The organism is Methylosarcina fibrata AML-C10 (assembly GCF_000372865.1).
Taxonomy (GTDB): domain Bacteria; phylum Pseudomonadota; class Gammaproteobacteria; order Methylococcales; family Methylomonadaceae; genus Methylosarcina; species Methylosarcina fibrata.
This window is the reverse complement of record NZ_KB889965.1, coordinates 2,920,644-2,940,787: the sequence shown is the minus strand read 5'-3', so window position 1 is coordinate 2,940,787 and position 20,144 is coordinate 2,920,644. Positions and strand designations below refer to the sequence as shown.

The following is a 20,144-nucleotide window of genomic DNA, read 5'->3' as shown; positions in this document are numbered from 1 at the left end:
TACGGACGGGTTTGCAAAACCCGTCCGGCCATACACCCGTGCATCCGGCAAATTGTAACGGCGAAATCTAAGTACAGGACAAAAACTTTAAAGCCCATAGGAAATCATCAATCCGCAGTTGAAAATTCAGCAGGCATCGGCGGAGGAAGTCCAGCCCGTGCCGGAAGACGGACTTGAGGGGGCGTCCGATACTTTTTTAAAAAGGATGGGCTGCTGGCTGTCGAGCTGCTCCCCGGTATGGTAAGTCCAGGCAAAGGCCAAAGCGAGCAGGCCGAACAGCTTGCTGAGCCGTCCGGGATTGGTCAGGTGCGTGTCCTCGAAGTTGAAGCCCCGGCTCTTAAGGCAGCCGAACAGGGATTCGATTTCCCAGCGCCGGGCGTAAGCGTCGATGGCTTGAGCCTGCGGTACCCCGGAGCTGGCAATGATGAGCCAGTCGTCGTCCAGCCGCAAGGCCGACAAGGCGACAAAGCAGCCCCAAACCGGACGCCGGCCTGGCCAATGCAGTGTTTGTCCTGGTGCCTCATCACCTATCCGTTTCAGGTAAACTATCCCTCTCTGCAACTTTTGAATCAAGGCAAGCTTGGGAACTGTAAGAAAACTGGCGAATGAAGTGGAGCGCGGGCTTGCGGAGGCACTTCCGGGATTGGGCAAGACGGTGGTAGGGAAATTGGCGCTGGCGGTGGGCGCGATGATCGAAGGCCAGACGCCGAACACCGTGGAACTGGCCAATCTGCTGCCCTTGGAGACCGAGCGGCAGGACATGCGCGAACAATGGCTGAGGCGCTTGCTGAAGAATCCCTTGCTGTGCGCCATGACGGTGATGGAACCGTTCGCACGGGAGGCGCTGGCTAAGGCAGCGTGGAACGGCCAGACCGTGCTGCTGGCGATGGATCAGACCGACCTGGGCGACCGGATGGCGTTGCTGGTGGTGGCCCTGCGGGTCGGCGACCGGGCGTTGCCCTTGGCTTGGCGGGCGGAGGCGGGGCCGGCCAACATCGGCTTCGAGGGTCAGCAAAGGTTGCTGGAGCAGGTGCGGGCCTGGCTGCCTGCGGGGGTGAAGGTGCTGCTCTCGGCAGACCGGTTCTACCCCTCGGCCGCGCTGTTCGGCTGGATCCAGACCCATGGTTGGGGCTACCGGCTGCGGCTGCAAGGCAACGTGCTGGCGGACACCGGGCAGGGCGACGAGACCACTACCGGTCAGTTGGCACAAGGCGTGGCGGAACGTTATCTGTCTGGGGTGAGGCTGTTCACCCAGGAGCGCATGACGAATCTGGGCATCCTCCACGAAGCCGGGCATCCAGAGCCTTGGATCATTGCGATGGACTGCCCTCCGTCGCGGGCGTCGGTGCTGGACTATGCCGCGCGCTGGGCCATCGAGCCGATGTTCTCCGACTTCAAGGGCCTGGGTTTCGACCTGGAGAGCTCACAGCTTGGGCATGCGGACCGCCTGGAGCGGCTGGTCCTGGTCATGACATTGGCGATGTACTGGTGCGTCCGTGTCGGCCAGGACGACGCCTTGACGTGTCCGACGCCGCTCGAAAAAAAATAGGGAAGCAAAACGATCCCGACCATTGGAGCTTCAGGAAACTCCGCCGCAGCCTGGTCTCCTGGTTTATCCGCGGCCTGCAAAACGACATCCCTTTGCCCGCCTTTTGTGGAACGGGATAAAGTGATAGGTGATGAGGCCGACCCGGTAAAATAATTGAACTATGTCAAATGACTCATCTGATGTGTTATTTGACATGCTTTTGCTGGGCCCGGTTGCCCGGTAACGCGTTATCCGCAAACGCCCGAGGCGGTGCGCCGGCTTTTTCGGCCAGACTCCGGAGACTCGCAACGGCCTGGAAACAAACGACAAAATACGGTTCGCGGGAAGGCAATCCTGCCGCATGGGGCGGGCATCCGCTAGTTTGGTCCGCAACTTGCTTGCGATAAGCCGAGAACGCTGTCAGTTTCCTTACTGTCCCTCATGCCCTTTGCCAAACAACACGCTTTCGATCTGTTATTCCGCCGGCACCGCCAGGAGCTTTTGGCGTTCGCGGGCCAGCATTCCAATCATGAAGTCGCCGAAGACCTGGTCCAGGAGGCCTATTTGCGCTTCATCCAGCATGCAGAGAACGGCGGCATCGAAAACCCGCGCGCCTATCTGTACAGGATCACGCATAATTTGAGCACCGATTATTTCCGGCATGGGCAAATCCGCGCCCGCCATGCCGGCGACGAAGACGAGATCGACCTCGTCGCCGATCCGCAGCCGGGGCCCGAGGCTTCAACCGATGCGCAATTACGACTCAGGAGCTGTCTGGGCGCCTTGAACGATCTGCCCGAGATCTACCGGCATGTATTTTTACTGCACCGCTTCGACGGCCTGACCTATGCGGAAATCGGCAAGGCTCTGGGTATTCCGGCGCGCACGGTCGAACGCTATGCGGCGAAGGCGCTGGCGCGCTGTTTCGAGGAAGCGCGAGACGAATTGTCACAATAACTGGCGGTTTTTTACGCGCAAATCCGTCTTATTGCCGACGCTTTCCAGGGTACAATAGATCATGCCTCCATCAATATCGAAACGCCCGGCCGGGCTGCATGAAGAAGCCAGCCAATGGGTCACGCTCCTGCATTCCGGCACCGCCACGGCGGCGCAGCGGCGGGCCTTTGCCCGCTGGCTGAATGCGGATGAAAGCCACCGGCGGGCTTACCGCGAGGTCGAGACCTTCTGGCGGAGCCTCGGCCCCTTGCGGCGGGACGTACAGCCCGAGCTGACGGCCGCGCGCGCCTATCTTCGCCAGGCGCAATGCCGCCGGCGCTTATTCCGCCCCGGACTGGCGCTGGCCGCCTCGTTCTTGCTGGCGGTCGCGGCAACGCCGCTCTGGCGCCTCTGGTTCGACAACGGCGTGTATCGCACCGCCAAGGGCGAGCAGGCGCATATCGTGTTGAGCGACGGTTCCCGGATCGACCTGAATACCGACAGCGAGCTGCGTGTCGTCTATACCTGGTCCGCGCGGGTCGCCGTGCTGGCGCGCGGGGAAGCCCTGTTCACGGTGCGGCATGACGAAGCAAAGCCGTTTGCGGTGGAGGCCGCCGGCGGCAGGATTCGCGACGTCGGGACACAGTTCAACGTGTACCGCCAGGGCGACCGGGTCGCGGTGACCGTGCTGGAAGGCGAGGTCAGCGTCGACAATGCCGCCAACCGGGACGGGCAATTGCTGCATCCAGGCATGCAGTTGACCTACCGTGCCGACGACCGCTTCGGCTTGGTCGAAGCGGCCGATACCGCAAGCGCCACGGCCTGGCGCGACGGCCGTCTGGTGTTCAAGAGCCGGCCGCTGGACGAAGTGCTGGCGCAATTGGGCCGTTATCATACAGTCGATTTGGCGCTGGACGATGCTTCCTTGAAACATTTGAAAGTCAGCGGCAGCTTTCCGACCGGCGATCTCGACCTGGCTCTGAACACGATCGCCGCCGGTCTGCCGGTCAAGGTGGCGCGGCGCGGGGCAGGGCAGGTGGCTCTGGTTCCGGCGGACGGGCCGACGCAACGGTAACGGGTCTCCTCGGCGCCGGCTTGAAGCGGTTGGGTTGCCGCGGTTTGGCAACCCAACATTGCTCTATCCGATTCAGAAAAGATCCGTAGCGTTTGCACGGCACGCCGTTTTGAAGCCAGCCGAATAATCAAGCGCCTCAAGGTACGCGGTGCGCACCCTGCTACTGTCGCGGTCTCGATCGATGCGCCTCCTTCGTCGGTACATCCTATTGGGACATTTTGACGGTAACGGTTCCCGGCGGAGGCTTGACGAAATGGAAAACTCAGTCCTTCCGGCGCTTTCTCAACGCAAAATCACCAGCCACGGCCCCAAATGGAGCGCCCGCAACGAGAACGATTTCTCCAACGCCTCCAGTACCAGCCCGCCGTCGACCGGAAACACGCCGCTGACGCGCAGGCTGCCGGTCCTGCCGCCCTGCAGCACGATCCGGGCCCTGCTGTAGCGATTCAGCTCGGCCACCACCTCAGCCAAAGGACGGTCTTTAAAGATCAGCTTGCCCCGCTTCCAGGCATTGAGCCGGTGCAGGTCTGCGGCGGCGGCCGCGCCCAAGGGACCGTGTCCCGCATACTGAAACCGCTGCCCTTCCTCGACCCGCCGCGCCTCGCCACCGGCTTCCTGCAGACCGACCGCGACTGCATGTTCGCTGACGCTAACGTCCACCGCGCCGGACGCCTGCTCGTACACTTCGAATACGGTTCCCAGCGCACGCACCGACAGATTTCCCGCCGCCACCACGAAAGGACGCGCGGCATCCGGGGCTGCCCGGAATTCGGCCTGGCCTTTCAGCAGGATAATGCGGCGCCGTTCGGAGGACCAGTCCAGTGCGATCGCGCTGTCGGTGTTCAGCAGCACCGTGCTGCCGTCGGCCAGCTCGACGCGCTTTTGCTCGCCTGCCTGCGTCGAATAATCGCCGAGCAAGCGCGGCGCGAGCGCCGTCCAGACGACGGCAACGCTCAACACTACGCTTGCCGCCACGGCCAGACCGGCATGCCACGTCTTGCGTCCGGCGCGCGGCCGATGCGTCAGGGCGCCTGCCGGCGCACCGGATTGCCCGAGCGCTTTTGCCGTGCTGCTCCACAGGGTTTCAGCCTCGGCATAGGCTTGCCGATGCGCCGCGTCTTCCTGCAGCCAGCGCTCGAAAGCGCGGCGCGCGTCCGCATCGACCGCTCCGGAGCGCATCAGTACCAGCCAGTCGATTGCCGTGTCGGCCAGCGTTTCGCCGGTATTGTCGAATTCGGTAGACATTAAAGACGAGGGGTAAAGGTAAAAATGGTAACGATAAACCAAAGCCGGGCGGAGATAAACCGTTTTCCGCTAGTCCGCCGCACACCGCGCCCGGCAATGTTTCAAGACATTGGCGATGCGTTTGGCGACGGCCCGTTCGGACACGCCCAGGCACTCGCCGATTTGCGCGTAAGTCAGTCCTTCGATGGCACTCAAATAAAAGGCGCTGCGGTTTTCTTCCGGCAGTTCGTCCAATGCCGCACTGATCCGCTCCAGATCCTGCCAGGCGCTGGCGCGGCGTTCGGCGTCCGGGTTGCGGCACGGAACCTGCTCCAGGAAGTCGGCGGCTTCGGGGGAGACGGGCGCATGGCGGGCGCGCACGGATTCCTTGCGCACATGATCGACGGCCAGATTGCCGGCAATGAAAAACGTCAGCGCCCGGCGATTTTGCGCCGGCGCGCGCCGTTCGCAGCTCAATAGCCGCAGATAGGTTTCCTGGGCCAGGTCTTTGGCGGTGTCGGCGCATTTCAGCCGCCGATAAAAGAAGCCGATCAGTTCGTCACGGGTTTCCAGAAAGAAATGGCCGAGGGTATCCGCGCGGGCAGTCATGAGCAATGCGTAAGATTAAAGGTGAAACGATGGCTGGATAATGCCGAAATCCTAAGCAAAACTTGCGCCATACCAAGATTTTACTTTATTCATCAAAATGATATTGCCGGGTTACGGATATGGTTGAGCCGCTTGCCGCCGAAAGTGTGTGATATGGCTCACCCGGGATTCTCCCGGAGTCCAAAGCGAGCTTTGGACTCCAGTACCTGTTGTGGACTGCCCGAAGCACGATTTGGAGCGGCGCCGGCGCATGCGGGAATGGTTGACCGCTAAATCCTTGGCGGGCATGAGGCCGCGGTCCGCCGCTGCGCGCAAAAAAAATTTCGCGAATATACGGCCCCCGTATTCATGATTTTTTTCCTGAAACGTTGTGAAGAAAAGGAGCGTTCGATACGCCCCATCGTCCTCACAAACAAGATTAGGAGAAAACATGAGGAAAACCCTCGTCAACCACGACATGGCGCCCGCCGCCTTGACTGCCATGGCGCTGGTTCTGGCCCATCCCGGCAGCGCCGCCGCCGAACCTGCGCTGCCTGCCGCCCGCGCCTATGCGATTCCGGCCGGCCATCTGGCCGAATCGCTGACCGACTTTGCCGATCAGGCCGATCTGAAGCTGGTCATCAATACCGATCTGACGCGCGGCCTTAAAGCGCCGGCGCTGCACGGAACGGTCACGGTCGAGCATGGTTTGGACAGGTTGCTGCAGGGCTCCGGCCTCGGCTACCGGATGGTGGGCGGCGATACGGCGATTATCGAACCGAAGCTGAACAAGGCGGAGTTGGAACCGAAGTCGGCGGCGACCTTGCCGGCCGTGCAGGTGAGCGGGACGGCCGCCTATGATTCTTCCGATCCTTACAATACGGATTACACCATCCACAACTCCAGCACGGCGACCAAGACCGATACACCGATCATCGAAACGCCGGTATCGATTCAGGTGGTGCCGAAAGCGGTGATGAGCGATCAAAAAACGACGACGATCAAAGACGCGCTCGAAAACGTCAGCAGCGTGCGGCCGCAATCGTCTTTGGGCAGAAGCAATGCTTTTATTGTCCGCGGCTTCCGGAACGGACGCATCTACCGTAACGGTCTGGTTGCTCTGGGTTTGTCCGTCGGTGAAGAATCGAATTTCGATTCCGCCAACCTGGAGCGGATCGAAGTGTTGAAAGGCCCGGCGGCGGTGCTGTTCGGGCGTATCGAGCCCGGAGGCCTGATCAACCTGGTCACCAAAAAGCCTCGGGACGAATCCTATTATTCTCTGGAGCAGCGGTTCGGCTCCTACGATTTCTATCGCACCGAATGGGATGCCACCGATGCGGTGACCGAAGACAAGTCGTTGAGTTACCGATTTACCGGTGCGTATCAAAACAATCGTTCGTTCCGGGATTTCAATTTTAACGACCGGGTGCTGGTGAACCCGTCTTTGACCTGGCGGCCCGGTGACGCCACCGAAATTTCCCTGGAAGTGGAAGCGTTGCATGAGGACTATCAGGTCGACAGAGGCCTGTTCGCGATCGGCGACCGGCCGGCGCCGATTCCGGTTAGCCGCTCCTTCATCGATCCCAACGATCCTGTCGATACTAATTCCCGAGTGAACCTTGGCTTTAATTTGACCCATGCCTTCAATGCGGACTGGACGCTGCGCAATCGGTTTCTGGCGACTTTTGTCGATGACAACAATATCTCGGTCAAGCCCGCTAATGCGTTCACGGTCGCACAGTTTCTCGATCCGAGTGCAGGCAACCGCACCTATTTGCGCAATATTTTTTCGCAGGCCGCTTCATCCGAGACTTATACCACCAATCTGGATTTAACGGGCAATCTGGAATTGTGGGGTACTCGGCATCAAACGTTGATGGGCTTCGATTACTTGCGCTCGACCGGCACTTATCTGACGCAGGGTAATTATCAGGCGCCGGTGCCTGGCCTGGAAATCGATATTTATAACCCGGTATACGGCATCGACCCTTCCTTCTATGCTCAGGCGCTGTCGACGCCGTTCCCGATTGGCAGAAACCATAGCTATTTTAGAGATGACTGGTATGGCGTGTACTTCCAGGACCACATTACGCTCTGGGATAGGCTTCACATCCTCGGCGGAGGGCGTTACGAATGGGCTACGACGAGTCGTGGCCGAGGTGATTCGTTTGAGGCTGCCGAAGCGGCTTTGCCGACGCGCAAGGATACGGGCTTCAGTCCGCGCGTGGGCATACTTTATCAACCCTGGCCTTGGGCCAGCGTTTACGGCAACTGGACCACTTCGTTCGGGGCGAACAACGGCCTCACCTCGACCGGTGCAACGATCGATCCGGAAAGAGGCGAGCAATTCGAAGCCGGTTTGAAAACCGAGTTTTTCGATCAGCGTCTAATTACAACATTGGCTTATTACCATTTGACCAAAGAAAACATTTTGACTCGGGATTTCAATAGTCCGGATCCTTTCGCCATGGCCGCGATCGGCAAGGCGCGCAGCCAGGGCATCGAGTTCGACTTGAACGGCCGGATTACCGACGAACTCAGCCTCATCGGCAACTATGCCTTTACCGATGCCCGTATCACCCAAGACTACTCCGGATTGCAGGGCAACCGCCTGAACAACGTGCCCGAGCATTCCGGCAGCCTGTGGCTCAAGTATGACGTTCGTCATTACCAGCCGCTCAACGGGTGGCAGTTCGGCGTGGGCGTGTTCGCCGCCGGCCAGCGGCAGGGCGATGACGACAATACCTTCGTGTTGCCGGGCTACGTTCGTTTGGATGCCTATACCGGCTATACCTATCAACTCCGTGATTCGCGTCTGACCGTGCAATTCAATATCCGCAATCTGCTCGATAAGACCTATTACGAATCCACCGACCCGTTTCAAAACGCGCCGCCGCGCGTCGGCATCTACCCGGGTGCGCCGCTGACGGCGATGGGTTCGGTCCGTCTGGAATTTTGAGGGAGTGATCACCATGCGATCTTATTTTTTGACGATGTCTGCAAGTATCAATAGCGCCTCGCGCTGGCGCCGGCGTGTTCGCGGCGCTTGGCTGAAAGTGCATTTATGGCTTGCCCTGACGCTGGGATTTTTCTTTGTCGTTCTTGGGCTGACGGGGTCTTTTAATGTCTTCATCCATGAGCTGGAAGAGCTGGGGCTGCCGCCGGTACGTCATGAAACCGGGGCACTGCCACGTTCGCTGGACGACATCCTGCAAACGGTTCGAGCCGCGCATCCGGACAAGCAGGGAAAATGGTCGCTGCTGTTGCCGGGCTATGGCAACGATTATTTATGGGCGGAATACCCGAAGCCGACAGAAACCGCCGATGAGTTGTATGCGCCCTTCCGGGTACTGGTTGATCCTTACAGCGGAAAAATCGTGGCCGAGAGTTATTGGGGACGCACGTTATGGACCTTGATCTATGAAGTGCACGCCGCGTTAATGACCGGCAAAATCGGTCCACGAGTCGGGCGGATCGGTTTTAACTCGGTTTGTTTTTTCGGCTTGTTTTTGTTCACGTCCGCTTCGACCGGGCTTTATCTGTGGTGGCCGCGCGGGGGAAATTTCAAAAAAGCCGTGACCGTAAAACGGGGCGCAAGTCCTGAGCGGTTTTATTTCGATTTGCATAAGACTACCGGCTTTTACAGTTCGATTATTCTATTGATTCTGGCGTTTACCGGATTTTCGTTTGGTTATGCCGATTACATCAAGCCGCTGGTACGCGTTGTTTCGGCCGTCAAGGACAAGCATCTGCAGGAACCGGATGTTCGGTCCCGGCTTTCTGCGGGTGCGCGACCGATTTCGGTAGCGCGCGCTGTGGCGGTTGCAGACAGGATTTTCCCCGATGCGGAACTGCGCGGCGTGGAAACGCCCGACGGCAAGGAAGGCGTTTACTGTATTTCGAAAAGGCAAGCGGGCGAAGCCAACCGTCGCTGGCCGCGCAGCAAGGTATGGATCGACCAGTATGGCGGCCAAATCTTGGCCGTGCAAGATCCGAACCGGTTTACCGGGGGAGAAACGTTCTTGAACGTGCTGTGGCCGCTGCACAGCGGCGAAGCCTTGGGGCTTGCCGGCCGTATCGTTTGGTGCATTGTCGGCCTGGCACCTCTGCTGCTTTACGTCAGCGGCCTTATCCGCTGGCGGCAGAAACGCCGGGCGCGGCGCACGGCTCGACGTCCGTCCTGAATTCCGTTCATGGCACCGACTTCCCGTTTCCGAAAAAGTACGTCGTTTGCCGCAACGACTGCGTGATATGACACACTTTTTTCTTTAGTAGATAGTCTGACCGGAGCGCGAAAAAACAGGAGACCGTGCTTGCCGAAGCCGGTTGGGCTGGCGGTTTTGCCTTTGTATCCCTGGTTGCTCCGTCCGCATCCGGAGAATTGCACTGCGTGATCCGGCGAAACCACTCGTCCCCCGGCTAATAAAGGCATGATTTTTGCCTATAGTTTGCGATAGCTCGCTGAGTCAGACACGGACAATATCACGATGCCTCTTCAGCGGAAGAAAGCGCCAACCGGCCCGATGAATCGCCAACATGATTTGAACACGCCTTGACCGTGACCGACTCCGCATCAGCCTTAACCTTATCCTTTTGGTCCGAGCCGCTCGCGAAGGATTTGCTGCGGTTTTTGACCGGACGTTTGAAGTGCCGGGAAACAGCCGCCGATTTGACGCATGAAACCTATCTCCGGCTGCACCGGATTTGTCGGGAAAGCCCGCCGGACGACGCCCGCGCGCTGGCGTTTCATATCGCCGTCAATCTGGCGGTCGACTATCAGCGGAAGATAGCGGTCAGAAACCGCTTCGGCGCCGAAATCGATACTGATACGCTGCACGATACCCTTGCGGGTCAAGATTCGGCTAATCCGGAACGCATCCTCATCTCGAAGCAACGGTTCGGACGGTTGCAGCAGGCGCTCGACGATTTGCCGGCCAACTGCCGGACCGCATTCGTATTGCACAGCGTCGAAGGCCTCGGTTACACCGAAATTGCCGCGCGCATGGGCATTTCCAAGTCCATGGTCGGCAAGCACCTGGCTAAAGCGATGGCGCATTGCGCGGACCGGCTGGACGACGCATGAACATCGCAGCCATCATCACTGTACGATTTCGTCCGTCGAACGTATTATTGTTTATCAGAGCCCACTTTCTCTAACCTTCCGTCATGCCGCTAACCGCAAACGACACTCAGCGCTCCGAAATCAAATGCCAGGCGATCGACTGGCTGGTGCGGTTGCGCTCGGACGACATGAGCGACGAGGAAGTGCGCGCTTTCGCGAACTGGCTGGCCGAGGATGCGGCCCATGCCGAAGCCTTCGGCGAGGCGGAAAATTTGTTCGACGAGATGGCCCTGGCCGCACGCGCGCAAAGCACGGACCGGGCGGCCAACGCTGCGCCGGTTCACGCAGACTTGCCGGTTGCGGGCAGGCGGGGCCGAAAACGCTACCCCGTGTGGCTGTCCGCCTCGCTGGCGGCGGCCGCCGTCTGGCTGTTGGCCGTCAACCTGATCCTGCCGGGCCGTTTCCATCCGCTGGCCGCACTGTTCGGCGATTACCGCACGCAAACCGGCGAGATGCGCGAGTTTACGCTCAGCGACGGCAGCCGCCTGCTGTTGAACACCGAGTCCGCCGTCTCGGTGGATTTCACCGCATTCCGTCGAAACGTTATCCTGCATCGGGGGCAGGCGCGCTTTACCGTGGTCGGGGACCCGCGCCGGCCGTTCGTCGTGCAGGCGAACGGGCTGGCGGTTCGCGCCCTCGGCACGGTCTTCGACGTGTATCAGGCCGACAGCGGCGACGTGACCGTCACTGTGCAGGAGCATGCGGTCGCCGTGGGCCTTGATCCGGCAGCGGCCCGGCAGCCGCCTTCCGAAATTGAAGTGGAACAAGGCCAAAAGCTGAGTTACCGGCCGGGAAGCCTGTTGCCGGCCCCCGAACCGGTCCCGCTCGACCAGGCCACGGCCTGGCAGCGGCATCGCTTGTGGGTCAACGACCGGCCGCTGTCCGAATTGGTCGAAGAGTTGGGCCGCTACCGTGCAGGACGTGTTTTTCTGCGCGGTGACGGGCTGGAAAAGCTGCGCATCACCGGCGTCTTTACCGTGGACGATCCGGACAAGGTGCTCGATTCGGTCTGCCGGGCGTTGGGGTTGCGGCAAACCCGCGTCGGTCCGTGGTGGGTGTGGCTGCATCGTTAGCAAAGCCCCGGTCAGAAAGGCAATGCGGTTACCGTGAAAATCGAAAGACAAGAGTGGGAGCAGGGCGAAAGCGCTATCTTATTGTAGGTGCGAATAAATTCGCACCTACGGCGCATGGACGCACATATTTACTCGCGCCGGTCGGGTTTTGCAAACCCGACCGTTACGTTTCATTTTATTGGCCAATGCTCATGGCCAAACGTAAGCAACGAGGTTACCAACCCCGCCACGTCCAAGATCGTCTTACGCCTCCGGTCGCGGCAGCCGCTGCCTGCGCCCGTTCTATCGAATTGACAAAATCATGCCGTTTATCAAGTCTTATTTATTTGAATTATAAGTAAAAATATTTTTATACCGCATCGGCATACAAAATAGTTGCATCGGCTCACGGTGATTTTTTCCGGTTCGCACGGGTTCTCTAGCAGATACAACCATAACCCGGAGAACTCATGCAACGACATTTCGACAACAGGACTCACAGGCTCCGGCACGGCACGATGCTACGGACGGCGGCGACGGTATGCTTCGGCGTCTGGCTGAACGTCCAAACCGTAGCGGCCGCCGATGCCGCACGCGACTTCCACATTCCGGCACAATCGCTCAACAATGCGCTGATGGCATTCGCCGCCGATTCCGGTCTGGAAGTGGTTTTCAATGCCGACGGCATACGCGGGCTGAATGCCAAAAGCCTGGAGGGGCGGATGACACCGGAACAGGCGCTCGACCGGTTGCTGCAGGGCAGCGGTTATGGTTACCGCTACATCAACGATCATACCGTCACGCTGGAAAAACGATCGGTGCCCATCAACTCCGCGCCCGGTGCAAGCACGCTGCCGCCGATGACGGTGACGGGTAATGCCGAATACGATTCCACAGACCCCTACAACCCGGATTACAACCGGCCCAACGCCACGACGGCGACCAAGACCGATACGCCGATCATGGAAACGCCGGCTAATATTCAAATTATCCCTAGGGCAGTGTTAAACGATCAACAAGTTGTACGTTTGGAAAAAGCTTTTGATAATGTCAGTGGTGTCTATACATTGACGAGAGACAGTCATAATCAAAGCGGAGCAATGATAAGAGGCTTCCTAAACAATGAATTTTATCGCAATGGTACGAGGGTAAGCGCATCATGGCTGACAGACGGATTTAGAGAAACTGCAAATCTCGAACGTGTCGAGGTGCTTAAAGGTGTTTCTTCGATTCTTTATGGAAGAGTAGAGCCGGGCGGCATGGTCAATGTTGTCACAAAGCAACCTTTGTCCACGCCGTATTATTCGTTACAGCAGCAATTCGGATCGTTCGATTTTTATAGAACGATGGCGGATGCGACAGGGGCTATTAATGACGATAAATCCCTGCTTTATCGTCTCAATTTCGCTTATGAAGACGCCGGTTCCTTTCGTGATTTTGTCAATAACGACCGCGTATTTTTTGCGCCGGTCCTGCGTTGGAATATCGGCGATAAAACGCAAGCAACATTGGAACTTGAATACAAACACGGCAGTGATACTTTCGATCAAGGATTGCCGGCAATCGGGACGAGACCCGCCGCAGTGCCGCGCAACCGCAACTTAGCGGGACCTCAAGGATTGATACAAGAAAGCGATTCGTTTTGGGCCGGGCTAAATTGGTCTCATGCATTCAATGACCGCTGGTCTGTGAGCCATAAATTTAATGCGCTTATAGCGGATTTCCCGTTATCTCCTGGTATAGCTGTGGCCGGTCCTGCCAACGGCTGTAATCTTTCAACTTGTAATATGAACCGGAGAATACGAACCAGTAATTGGTCTGGCGAACAATATTATACATCGCTCGATTTGACAGGGAAGGTTGATACCGGACCACTTGAGCACACCTTGTTATTCGGGTGGGATTATTACAATTCAACGGCATCAAGCGGCTTGGCAAAAGTCGCAACAGCACAGGCAGTTGATTTATTTAATCCAATTTTTACGGAAACTTCTGTTGGCTTATTAAATAATCCTAACACTACAGAAATATTTAGTATTGATGAAAACTGGTACGGATTTTATGTTCAAGATCAAGTCAAGCTTCCTTTTAATATTCAGCTATTAGCCGGTTTTCGTTACGATGATGCGGAAGTGGCTACTAAAGATGTGTTTACGGCAAGAAACTCCCCTACAGATACAACTATAGGAAATCAGCGCGCAGATGCAGTGAAGCCCCGATTCGGTGTCGTATGGCAGCCTCTACATGAATTGAGTTTTTATGGCAACTATGTCGAGAATTTCGGGCTAGCAAATACATTCAATAAAGATCAAAACAATAAAGCTCTGCCTCCACAAACGGCCGAGCAATGGGAAGTAGGCATGAAAATGCAGTTATTCAATGATCGTTTAACCGCGTCGCTCGCATGGTTTGATTTAACCAAACATAATATTGCCACGCCGCATCCAGACCCGGATCTTGCAAACAGAGGCATTTCTATCAACACTGGCGAGGTGCGTAACCAAGGTTTGGAATTGGATATGTCAGGAGAGGTTTATCCCGGCTTGAATGTCATAGGCAGTTATGCTCTTACCGATTCTGAAATCACACGGGACAACAGCGGGAACAAAGGAAACCGGTTCTTCAATGTACCAAAACATGGTGGAAGTTTTTGGGCGACTTATGAACTACAAAGCGGCGATATGCGCGGGCTTAAATTCGGCGCAGGCATGATTGCGCGTGGACAACGAGAAGGCAATAACGCCAACAAATTTCAACTTCCCGGCTTCGCTACCTTTAATTTGATGACAGCTTATTCTTGGTATCTGAACAAATCAAAAATTACTACGCAGTTAAATATTGATAATGTTCTGGATAAGCATTACTACGCTTCATCGCAGAATTCCGCTTCCAACGGTATTTTTCCCGGAGCGCCGCTGACGTTTTTAGGATCGGTAAAAATAGAGTTTTAAATATTCCGTCTAAACTACGCGGTAAGCTGGATAAACCCGTAAGGTAGCGCGTAGCCGCGTAGATTGATGATATGGACTCCTCTCCCTCCTGCGGTGTCATAATGCACCAAATCAATTAAACGGAGTAAAGAGGAGTCCATGTCATCAACCTACTCGCTGAAATTACCGGAAGGCTGCACTAATCAACGGGCGGTCCGCAATGACGCCCATCAACCCGTCGTACACGATACACGTATCAAGCAACAGGCGCATCGTGGAATAAACTTTCAACCTTTGCGTTGGTGGCGGCCGAGTTCCAGTCCTCCGAATAGGAAACCTTGCCTTTCCAGGCACCGGACGTCGCTACCCGCGGCGCGCTGTATTTGACGATTTTGGCGACAGGCACGCCGTTGCGGGCAATGATGACTTCTTCATCGTGCTCGGCGGCGGCAACCAAGCCGGACAAGCGGTTTTTCGCTTCGAGAATGTTGACTTGCATGGAAATGCTCATAGCCTTGGCTAGGGTCGGTCAATCATGGCTCGCTATACAGGCGTGGTCAAGTATAGGTCGAATATATTCCAAATGTTTCCATCGTTCCGTTCGCGGGGAAATCTTGCCGTAGGCGGCGCAGTTCATAATCTATAGATGACAACCCGGCCCCTTTCTCCAATCCGTTTGATTTTCTATATTCGCAGAACTATAGTCATGCCCATAGTCATTTAGGGGGTAATAGAATGAAAACCGTTAAAGCTTCCGAATTTAAAGCCAAATGCCTGCAACTCATGAACGAAGTGACGGATTCAGGCGATAGCATCATCATCAAAAACGGCCAGCCGGTAGCGCAGCTAAGTCCGATAGTCTCAAGACCTGCGACCCTCGCCGGCTGCCATAAAAGTAAAATCGGCATTGCCGGGGATATCGTGGGAACGTTAGGTGAACCCTGGGATGCCGAATGTTCGTCCTGCTAGACACGCATGCCTTGATTTGGCTTGACCAGGATGATCCCTCCTTGGGAGCCGAAGCACGAAAGTGTGCCGACCTCGCATTACAGCAGGGATAACTGGCGGTTTCGGCGATCTCATTCTGGGAAACCGCCATGCTCGTCGCCAAAGGGCGGATAACCATGGCACTGCCGCCAGCGGCGTGGCGGCGCGACCTTCTGCGCCTGGGGTTGCTTGAAATTCCTGTTGATGGCGACATCGGCATCGCAGCCGCCCAACTTGTCCTGCACGGCGACCCCGCAGACCGGCTCATTGTGGCCACCGCCCAGATCAAAGGAGCGCTACTCCTGACCGCCGACCAACCGCTATTACAATGGAACAATACGCTGAAACGCTTTGACGCTCGGCGATGACCTTCTGTTTTCGGCCACCACGAAAACCCTGTTTCCGCACAACGCAATCCGGGGTGCTGGCTGACCGACGATAATTCGACGGCCGATCCTTTGGACTCCGGAAGCGAAGTTCGCTTTGAAAATACACGATGGCAAACGAAAAAAATTTCGCCTTGCCGTGGCGGTCCCTTCCCGACTGAGCCGTCTTATCCGAGACTGTCATCAATCTCGGAGGAAACATGCATCTTTCATCGCCCGCCGCGCTGGGTTTATGGCTCGGAGTGGTTGCCGTCGCTCAGGCCGCTCAGGAAAACACCGTCGATTTCAACATTCCGGCGCAGCCTCTGGCGTCCGCGCTCGATGTATTTTCGAAGCAGAGCGGAGTGCATCTGTTTTACGCCGACGGCCTATTGCAGGGCAAACGCAGCGCCGGGCTGCAAGGTCCCTACCGTCCGGGCAAGGCATTGGGCAGGCTGCTGGCGGGGACCGGCATCGATTATACCTTTACCGGTAGTAACGCGGCGGCCCTGAAGGCAAAGGCCGTGGAGGGAACCCGGGCAAGCGATACGCTGCCGCCGATGACGGTACAAGGCGAAGCCGACTTCGATGCGGCCGATCCTTACAATACGGCTTATACGGTCGTCAATTCCAGCACGGCCCTCAAGACCGACACGCCGCTCATCGAGACGCCGGCCTCGGTTCAGGTCGTGCCGAGAACGGTCATGAACGATCAGAAGTCCGTCCGGATCAAGGATGCGCTCGAAAACGTCAGCGGCGTGCGCGCCCAACCGACGCTGGGCATGGGTACGGGCTTCATCGTGCGTGGCTTTCGTCAGGATCAAGTCTTTCGTAACGGTTTGTTGACCACGCAATCGAACGGCTTCAACAGCGAATTCGACACCGCTAATCTGGAGAGCGTCGAAGTGCTGAAAGGCCCGGCGGCGATGCTATATGGACGCGGCGAACCGGGCGGCCTGATCAACGTGACCACCAAAAAACCGCTAAACCTGCCGTATTACTCGCTGGAACAGCAGTTTGGCTCCTACGATTATTACCGTACTCAGTGGGATGCGACCGGGCCGATCGACGACGGCAAAAACTTGCTGTATCGATTCACTGGTTCCTACCAGAACAACGAGTCGTTTCGCGATTTGATCTTTACCGATCGGGTGATGGTTTCGCCGAGCCTGACCTGGAAAATCAGCGACCGAACCGAACTCAGCTTCAACGTCGAAGGCGTTGACCAGGATTTTCAAGCCGACTTCGGCATTCCGGCCATCGGCGACCGGCCTGCGCCGATTCCGATCGAAAACTCCTTCGGCGACCCCAATGATCCGGTCGATCATCTTTCCAAGGTGCACCTGGGCACCGAGTTCAATCACCGCTTTAACGACGATTGGGCGGTTCATAACCGTTTCCTGATGAGCCGGGAAAAAGTCGAGATGACTTTCGTCAATCCGTCGCCCGCGTTCGGCAACGCGCTCAGGCCCGACAACCGGACGCTGGACAGGAATATTTTTTCGGAAGAAAACTTGGTCGAAGCCTACGCGACCAACCTCGATCTGACCGGCAAGTTCAATCTTTGGCAAACCAAACACGACATCCTGGTCGGCTTCGACTATACCCAATCGCATACAACCTATCATACCCAGGGCGACTGGCAAAATCCGAACCCTGATCTTGCCATCGACATCTATAACCCCAGCGCCAGCTACGGCATCGATCCTTCCGTTTTCGACAGAACGCTGGCGACTTATGTGCAGCCGGGCAGAAATTACTCGCGCTTCGTCACGCAATGGTACGGGGTTTATTTCCAGGATCACATCACCTTGTGGGACAAGCTGCATGTTTTCGGCGGCGGCCGCTACGACTGGACGCAAGTCGGCCGCGGTCGCGGCGGCAGTTTTGATGAAGCCGACAACGCCCTGGAAGGCTCGTCGCCTTCGATCAAACGGAAGGACCAGGGCTTCAGCCCGCGCGTCGGCATTCTGTATCAACCGTGGCACTGGCTGAGCGTATACGGCAACTGGACGACCTCGTTCGGCGCCAATAACGGCGTGTCGGCGACCGGGCAAACGTTCGATCCCGAAATCGGCGAGCAATTCGAGGCGGGCGTCAAGACGCAGTTGTTCGATGACCGGCTCCTGGCGACGCTGGCTTATTACCATCTGACCAAGAGCAACATTTTAACCTCGGTGCCGGGTGAACCGAACGTCAGCGCGGCGATTGGCGAAGCGCGCAGCCAGGGTATCGAGCTGGACGTGACCGGTCAACTGACCGACCGATTCAGCATTATCGGCAGTTATGCTTATACCGATGCCCGCATCACCAAAAACAACGACGGCGGCGAGGGCAGTCGCCTGCCCAACGTACCGGAGCACGCCGGCAGTTTGTGGCTTAAGTACGATTTCAACGGTCATCAGGCTCTGGAAGGGTTCAGCGTCGGCCTGGGCGGAATCGCGGCAGGCCAGCGTGAAGGCAATTTTTTCTATTACGGAGATCCCTTCCAGTTGCCGGGTTACGTGCGCGTGGACGCCTTCGCCGCCTATAAGTGGAACGTCAAAAAAACGCCGGTGACTGCACAATTCAATATCCGCAACCTGTTGGACAAAACCTATTACGAATCGACCGATCCCGATTCCAACGTCTCGCCGCGCAACGGCATTTATCCGGGCGCGCCGTTGATGGCAATCGGCTCCATTAAAGTGGAGTTTTGATCGTTCCCACGCTCTGCGTGGAAACGTTTTTTGAACTGCTCTGCGGTTCGGGACGCGGAGCGTCCTTACCCGTTCCCATTTTAATGCCCTATGGGTACGCAGAGCGTGGGAACCATGGCCAGTGATATGAAAAACTTGAAAGTCCATTTTGAAAATACACAGTCACGACTACCGATGAGTAGAACCACCGTCCTGCCAACTCAAAACGCACGCCTGGAGCGGCTTAAATTCCGCCGCAAACTCTGGCTGGACATGCATCTGTGGCTGGGTCTTGCGCTCGGCCTGTTTCTGTCGGTCTTCGGCGTCACCGGCAGCATTCTGGTGTTTCACGCCGAGATCAACGAGCTGTTGAATCCGGCGCTGCTGACCGTCGCGGTGCCGGAGAATGCGCCGGACTATAAGCCGCTGGCGGAACTGTTTCAGGCCGGCAAACGGGCGATGCCGGCAACGGCCGTGCATGTTTTTTCGAACTATCCGCGCAACGGCGAAGCCGCGTTGAAAATGAATTTCATGCAGCCTCTGGCCGGCGGCGGCAGCGAAAGTTGGGAAGTTTACGTCAATCCGTACACGGCCGCAGTGACCGGCAAGCGTCTGACGAGCACGTCGGACAATCCTTTTCCGTTGACCTTCATCGGCTTTGTGTTCGAACTGCATTACGCCTTGTTTCTGGGCGAGGACGTCGGCTACAAGGTGGTCGGCTTGATGGGGGCGTTGCTGATCATTTCGGTGCTGACCGGTTTGATCGTGTGGTGGCCCTTGACGGGCAAGTGGTTGCAGGCGTTGACGGTCAAACGGCGGGCCAGCGCCGAACGCTTGAATTTCGATCTGCACAAGACCTTCGGTTTTTACTCGGCCGCGGTGCTGATCCCGGTGCTGTTTTCGGGCATCTACATGGACGCGCCCGAACACGTCGTACCGGTGCTGGAATTGTTTTCGCCGGTGACTTACCGCTACTGGTTTCAATCGAAGCCGGTAGCGGGCAAGCCGCCGATCACGATGGCGGACGCGGTGGCGATCGCCGACCGGCGCTATCCGGAGGGGCGCGCCGACTGGATTTACGGCATTTCCTCGCCGACCGGCACCTATACCGTTTGCAAGGACGGCATCCAGGCCGAAGGCAGCCTGATTCACCGCCGCTGCGTCGTGATCGACCAATACTCCGGCGCGATCCTCGATGTGGACGATCCTTCCGACCGGAAGGCCAGCGCCGGAGAAATCTTCACGCACTGGCAATGGCCGCTGCATTCGGGACAGGCGTTCGGCTGGACCGGACGCATCCTGGTGTTTTTAAGCGGCTTGGCTTGCCCGGTTCTGTTTGTCACCGGCTTCATCCGCTGGCGGCAGAAGCAAAGAGGCCGTCGAAAAATGCGGAGCGGATAAACCGGGTTTTCCGGAAAGAAAAGGCGGGCCGACGTTACCGTGCCGGCAGCATGGGCAACCTGTCGCGGTTGATCGTCCAGCGCGGGAATCCGTTGTCCATGAGCAGAAATGACGCCGCCTGCAAGCCGGATTGCCGCAGTGCTTCATATGCCACACTGCCTGCGGGATATGACCCAATAGTTCCGGATAGCGTTTTTTCCATCTTCCGATATCGTTGCGCGAATCGCGGAAACGATGATGTAGAGGACGGAGTCGGTG

16 protein-coding genes are annotated in these 20,144 nt (G+C 57.3%); 12 read left to right on the top strand and 4 right to left on the bottom strand.

Annotated features, from left to right (window positions below; genetic code table 11):
• Window positions 1-126 precede the first annotated feature (126 nt).
• Window positions 127-729, bottom strand: a complete 603-nt coding sequence (locus A3OW_RS28875; protein ID WP_408605654.1) for a transposase — start codon at window positions 727-729, stop codon at window positions 127-129.
• On the opposite strand from A3OW_RS28875, the gene A3OW_RS25020 reads away from it, so the two are divergent.
• From A3OW_RS25020 to A3OW_RS0113805, 3 genes are all read left to right on the top strand, one after another.
• The gene (locus A3OW_RS25020; RefSeq protein ID WP_232422386.1) at window positions 689-1,549 is read left to right on the top strand and encodes a transposase; all 861 of its coding nucleotides are present in this window, start codon (window positions 689-691) and stop codon (window positions 1,547-1,549) included. The genes A3OW_RS28875 and A3OW_RS25020 overlap by 41 nt on opposite strands.
• A gap of 420 nt (window positions 1,550-1,969) precedes the next feature.
• Entirely contained in the window at window positions 1,970-2,485 is a 516-nt protein-coding gene (locus A3OW_RS0113810; protein WP_020564036.1) for an RNA polymerase sigma factor, read from the top strand.
• Between the two features lie 61 nt (window positions 2,486-2,546).
• Entirely contained in the window at window positions 2,547-3,539 is a 993-nt protein-coding gene (locus A3OW_RS0113805) for a FecR family protein (protein WP_020564035.1), read from the top strand.
• 282 nt (window positions 3,540-3,821) lie between these two features.
• On the opposite strand, the gene A3OW_RS0113800 is transcribed toward A3OW_RS0113805, so the two are convergent.
• Both A3OW_RS0113800 and A3OW_RS0113795 read right to left on the bottom strand, forming a co-directional pair.
• Window positions 3,822-4,826 carry a FecR family protein gene (locus A3OW_RS0113800; RefSeq protein WP_020564034.1) on the bottom strand — a complete coding sequence of 335 codons (1,005 nt, stop codon included), beginning with the start codon at window positions 4,824-4,826 and terminating at the stop codon, window positions 3,822-3,824.
• Window positions 4,827-4,853: 27 nt separating this feature from the next.
• Window positions 4,854-5,372 (bottom strand): RNA polymerase sigma factor, encoded by a 519-nt coding sequence (locus tag A3OW_RS0113795; protein ID WP_020564033.1) that lies wholly within the window; start codon window positions 5,370-5,372, stop codon window positions 4,854-4,856.
• A 430-nt stretch (window positions 5,373-5,802) separates the two neighbouring features.
• On the opposite strand from A3OW_RS0113795, the gene A3OW_RS0113790 reads away from it, so the two are divergent.
• From A3OW_RS0113790 to A3OW_RS0113770, 5 genes are all read left to right on the top strand, one after another.
• Window positions 5,803-8,310 carry a TonB-dependent siderophore receptor gene (locus A3OW_RS0113790; protein ID WP_020564032.1) on the top strand — a complete coding sequence of 836 codons (2,508 nt, stop codon included), beginning with the start codon at window positions 5,803-5,805 and terminating at the stop codon, window positions 8,308-8,310.
• Window positions 8,311-8,323: 13 nt separating this feature from the next.
• Complete coding sequence (locus A3OW_RS0113785) at window positions 8,324-9,535, top strand: PepSY-associated TM helix domain-containing protein (RefSeq protein ID WP_020564031.1); 1,212 nt, start codon at window positions 8,324-8,326, stop codon at window positions 9,533-9,535.
• Window positions 9,536-9,909: 374 nt separating this feature from the next.
• Window positions 9,910-10,434: an RNA polymerase sigma factor gene (locus A3OW_RS0113780; RefSeq protein WP_157386020.1), complete on the top strand. Its 525-nt coding sequence runs from the start codon at window positions 9,910-9,912 to the stop codon at window positions 10,432-10,434.
• An 83-nt stretch (window positions 10,435-10,517) separates the two neighbouring features.
• Window positions 10,518-11,546: a FecR family protein gene (locus tag A3OW_RS0113775; protein ID WP_020564029.1), complete on the top strand. Its 1,029-nt coding sequence runs from the start codon at window positions 10,518-10,520 to the stop codon at window positions 11,544-11,546.
• A 449-nt stretch (window positions 11,547-11,995) separates the two neighbouring features.
• Complete coding sequence (locus A3OW_RS0113770; RefSeq protein WP_020564028.1) at window positions 11,996-14,476, top strand: TonB-dependent siderophore receptor; 2,481 nt, start codon at window positions 11,996-11,998, stop codon at window positions 14,474-14,476.
• A 235-nt stretch (window positions 14,477-14,711) separates the two neighbouring features.
• On the opposite strand, the gene A3OW_RS0113765 is transcribed toward A3OW_RS0113770, so the two are convergent.
• A complete protein-coding gene (locus tag A3OW_RS0113765; RefSeq protein WP_033412587.1) occupies window positions 14,712-14,954 on the bottom strand; it encodes a type II toxin-antitoxin system Phd/YefM family antitoxin in 243 nt (80 codons plus the stop codon).
• 236 nt (window positions 14,955-15,190) lie between these two features.
• Between A3OW_RS0113765 and A3OW_RS0113760 the strand changes: the two genes are divergently transcribed.
• The 4 genes from A3OW_RS0113760 (at window position 15,191) to A3OW_RS0113745 (ending at window position 19,886) form a co-directional block, all read left to right on the top strand.
• Window positions 15,191-15,424, top strand: a complete 234-nt coding sequence (locus tag A3OW_RS0113760) for a type II toxin-antitoxin system Phd/YefM family antitoxin (RefSeq protein ID WP_020564026.1) — start codon at window positions 15,191-15,193, stop codon at window positions 15,422-15,424.
• A gap of 92 nt (window positions 15,425-15,516) precedes the next feature.
• Complete coding sequence (locus A3OW_RS28320; protein ID WP_332309825.1) at window positions 15,517-15,810, top strand: type II toxin-antitoxin system VapC family toxin; 294 nt, start codon at window positions 15,517-15,519, stop codon at window positions 15,808-15,810.
• A 218-nt stretch (window positions 15,811-16,028) separates the two neighbouring features.
• Window positions 16,029-18,506: a TonB-dependent siderophore receptor gene (locus A3OW_RS0113750; protein WP_020564024.1), complete on the top strand. Its 2,478-nt coding sequence runs from the start codon at window positions 16,029-16,031 to the stop codon at window positions 18,504-18,506.
• A gap of 174 nt (window positions 18,507-18,680) precedes the next feature.
• Window positions 18,681-19,886: a PepSY-associated TM helix domain-containing protein gene (locus tag A3OW_RS0113745; RefSeq protein ID WP_020564023.1), complete on the top strand. Its 1,206-nt coding sequence runs from the start codon at window positions 18,681-18,683 to the stop codon at window positions 19,884-19,886.
• Window positions 19,887-20,144: the final 258 nt, after the last annotated feature.

Coding starts and splice junctions, on each gene's coding strand:
- A3OW_RS0113745 (WP_020564023.1), top strand. CDS start 18,681: ATGAGTAGAACCACCGTCCTGCCAACTCAAAACGCACGCCTGGAGCGG.
- A3OW_RS0113770 (WP_020564028.1), top strand. CDS start 11,996: ATGCAACGACATTTCGACAACAGGACTCACAGGCTCCGGCACGGCACG.
- A3OW_RS0113795 (WP_020564033.1), bottom strand. CDS start 5,372: ATGACTGCCCGCGCGGATACCCTCGGCCATTTCTTTCTGGAAACCCGT.
- A3OW_RS0113775 (WP_020564029.1), top strand. CDS start 10,518: ATGCCGCTAACCGCAAACGACACTCAGCGCTCCGAAATCAAATGCCAG.
- A3OW_RS25020 (WP_232422386.1), top strand. CDS start 689: ATGATCGAAGGCCAGACGCCGAACACCGTGGAACTGGCCAATCTGCTG.
- A3OW_RS0113805 (WP_020564035.1), top strand. CDS start 2,547: ATGCCTCCATCAATATCGAAACGCCCGGCCGGGCTGCATGAAGAAGCC.
- A3OW_RS0113750 (WP_020564024.1), top strand. CDS start 16,029: ATGCATCTTTCATCGCCCGCCGCGCTGGGTTTATGGCTCGGAGTGGTT.
- A3OW_RS0113790 (WP_020564032.1), top strand. CDS start 5,803: ATGAGGAAAACCCTCGTCAACCACGACATGGCGCCCGCCGCCTTGACT.
- A3OW_RS0113765 (WP_033412587.1), bottom strand. CDS start 14,954: ATGCAAGTCAACATTCTCGAAGCGAAAAACCGCTTGTCCGGCTTGGTT.
- A3OW_RS0113810 (WP_020564036.1), top strand. CDS start 1,970: ATGCCCTTTGCCAAACAACACGCTTTCGATCTGTTATTCCGCCGGCAC.
- A3OW_RS0113760 (WP_020564026.1), top strand. CDS start 15,191: ATGAAAACCGTTAAAGCTTCCGAATTTAAAGCCAAATGCCTGCAACTC.
- A3OW_RS0113785 (WP_020564031.1), top strand. CDS start 8,324: ATGCGATCTTATTTTTTGACGATGTCTGCAAGTATCAATAGCGCCTCG.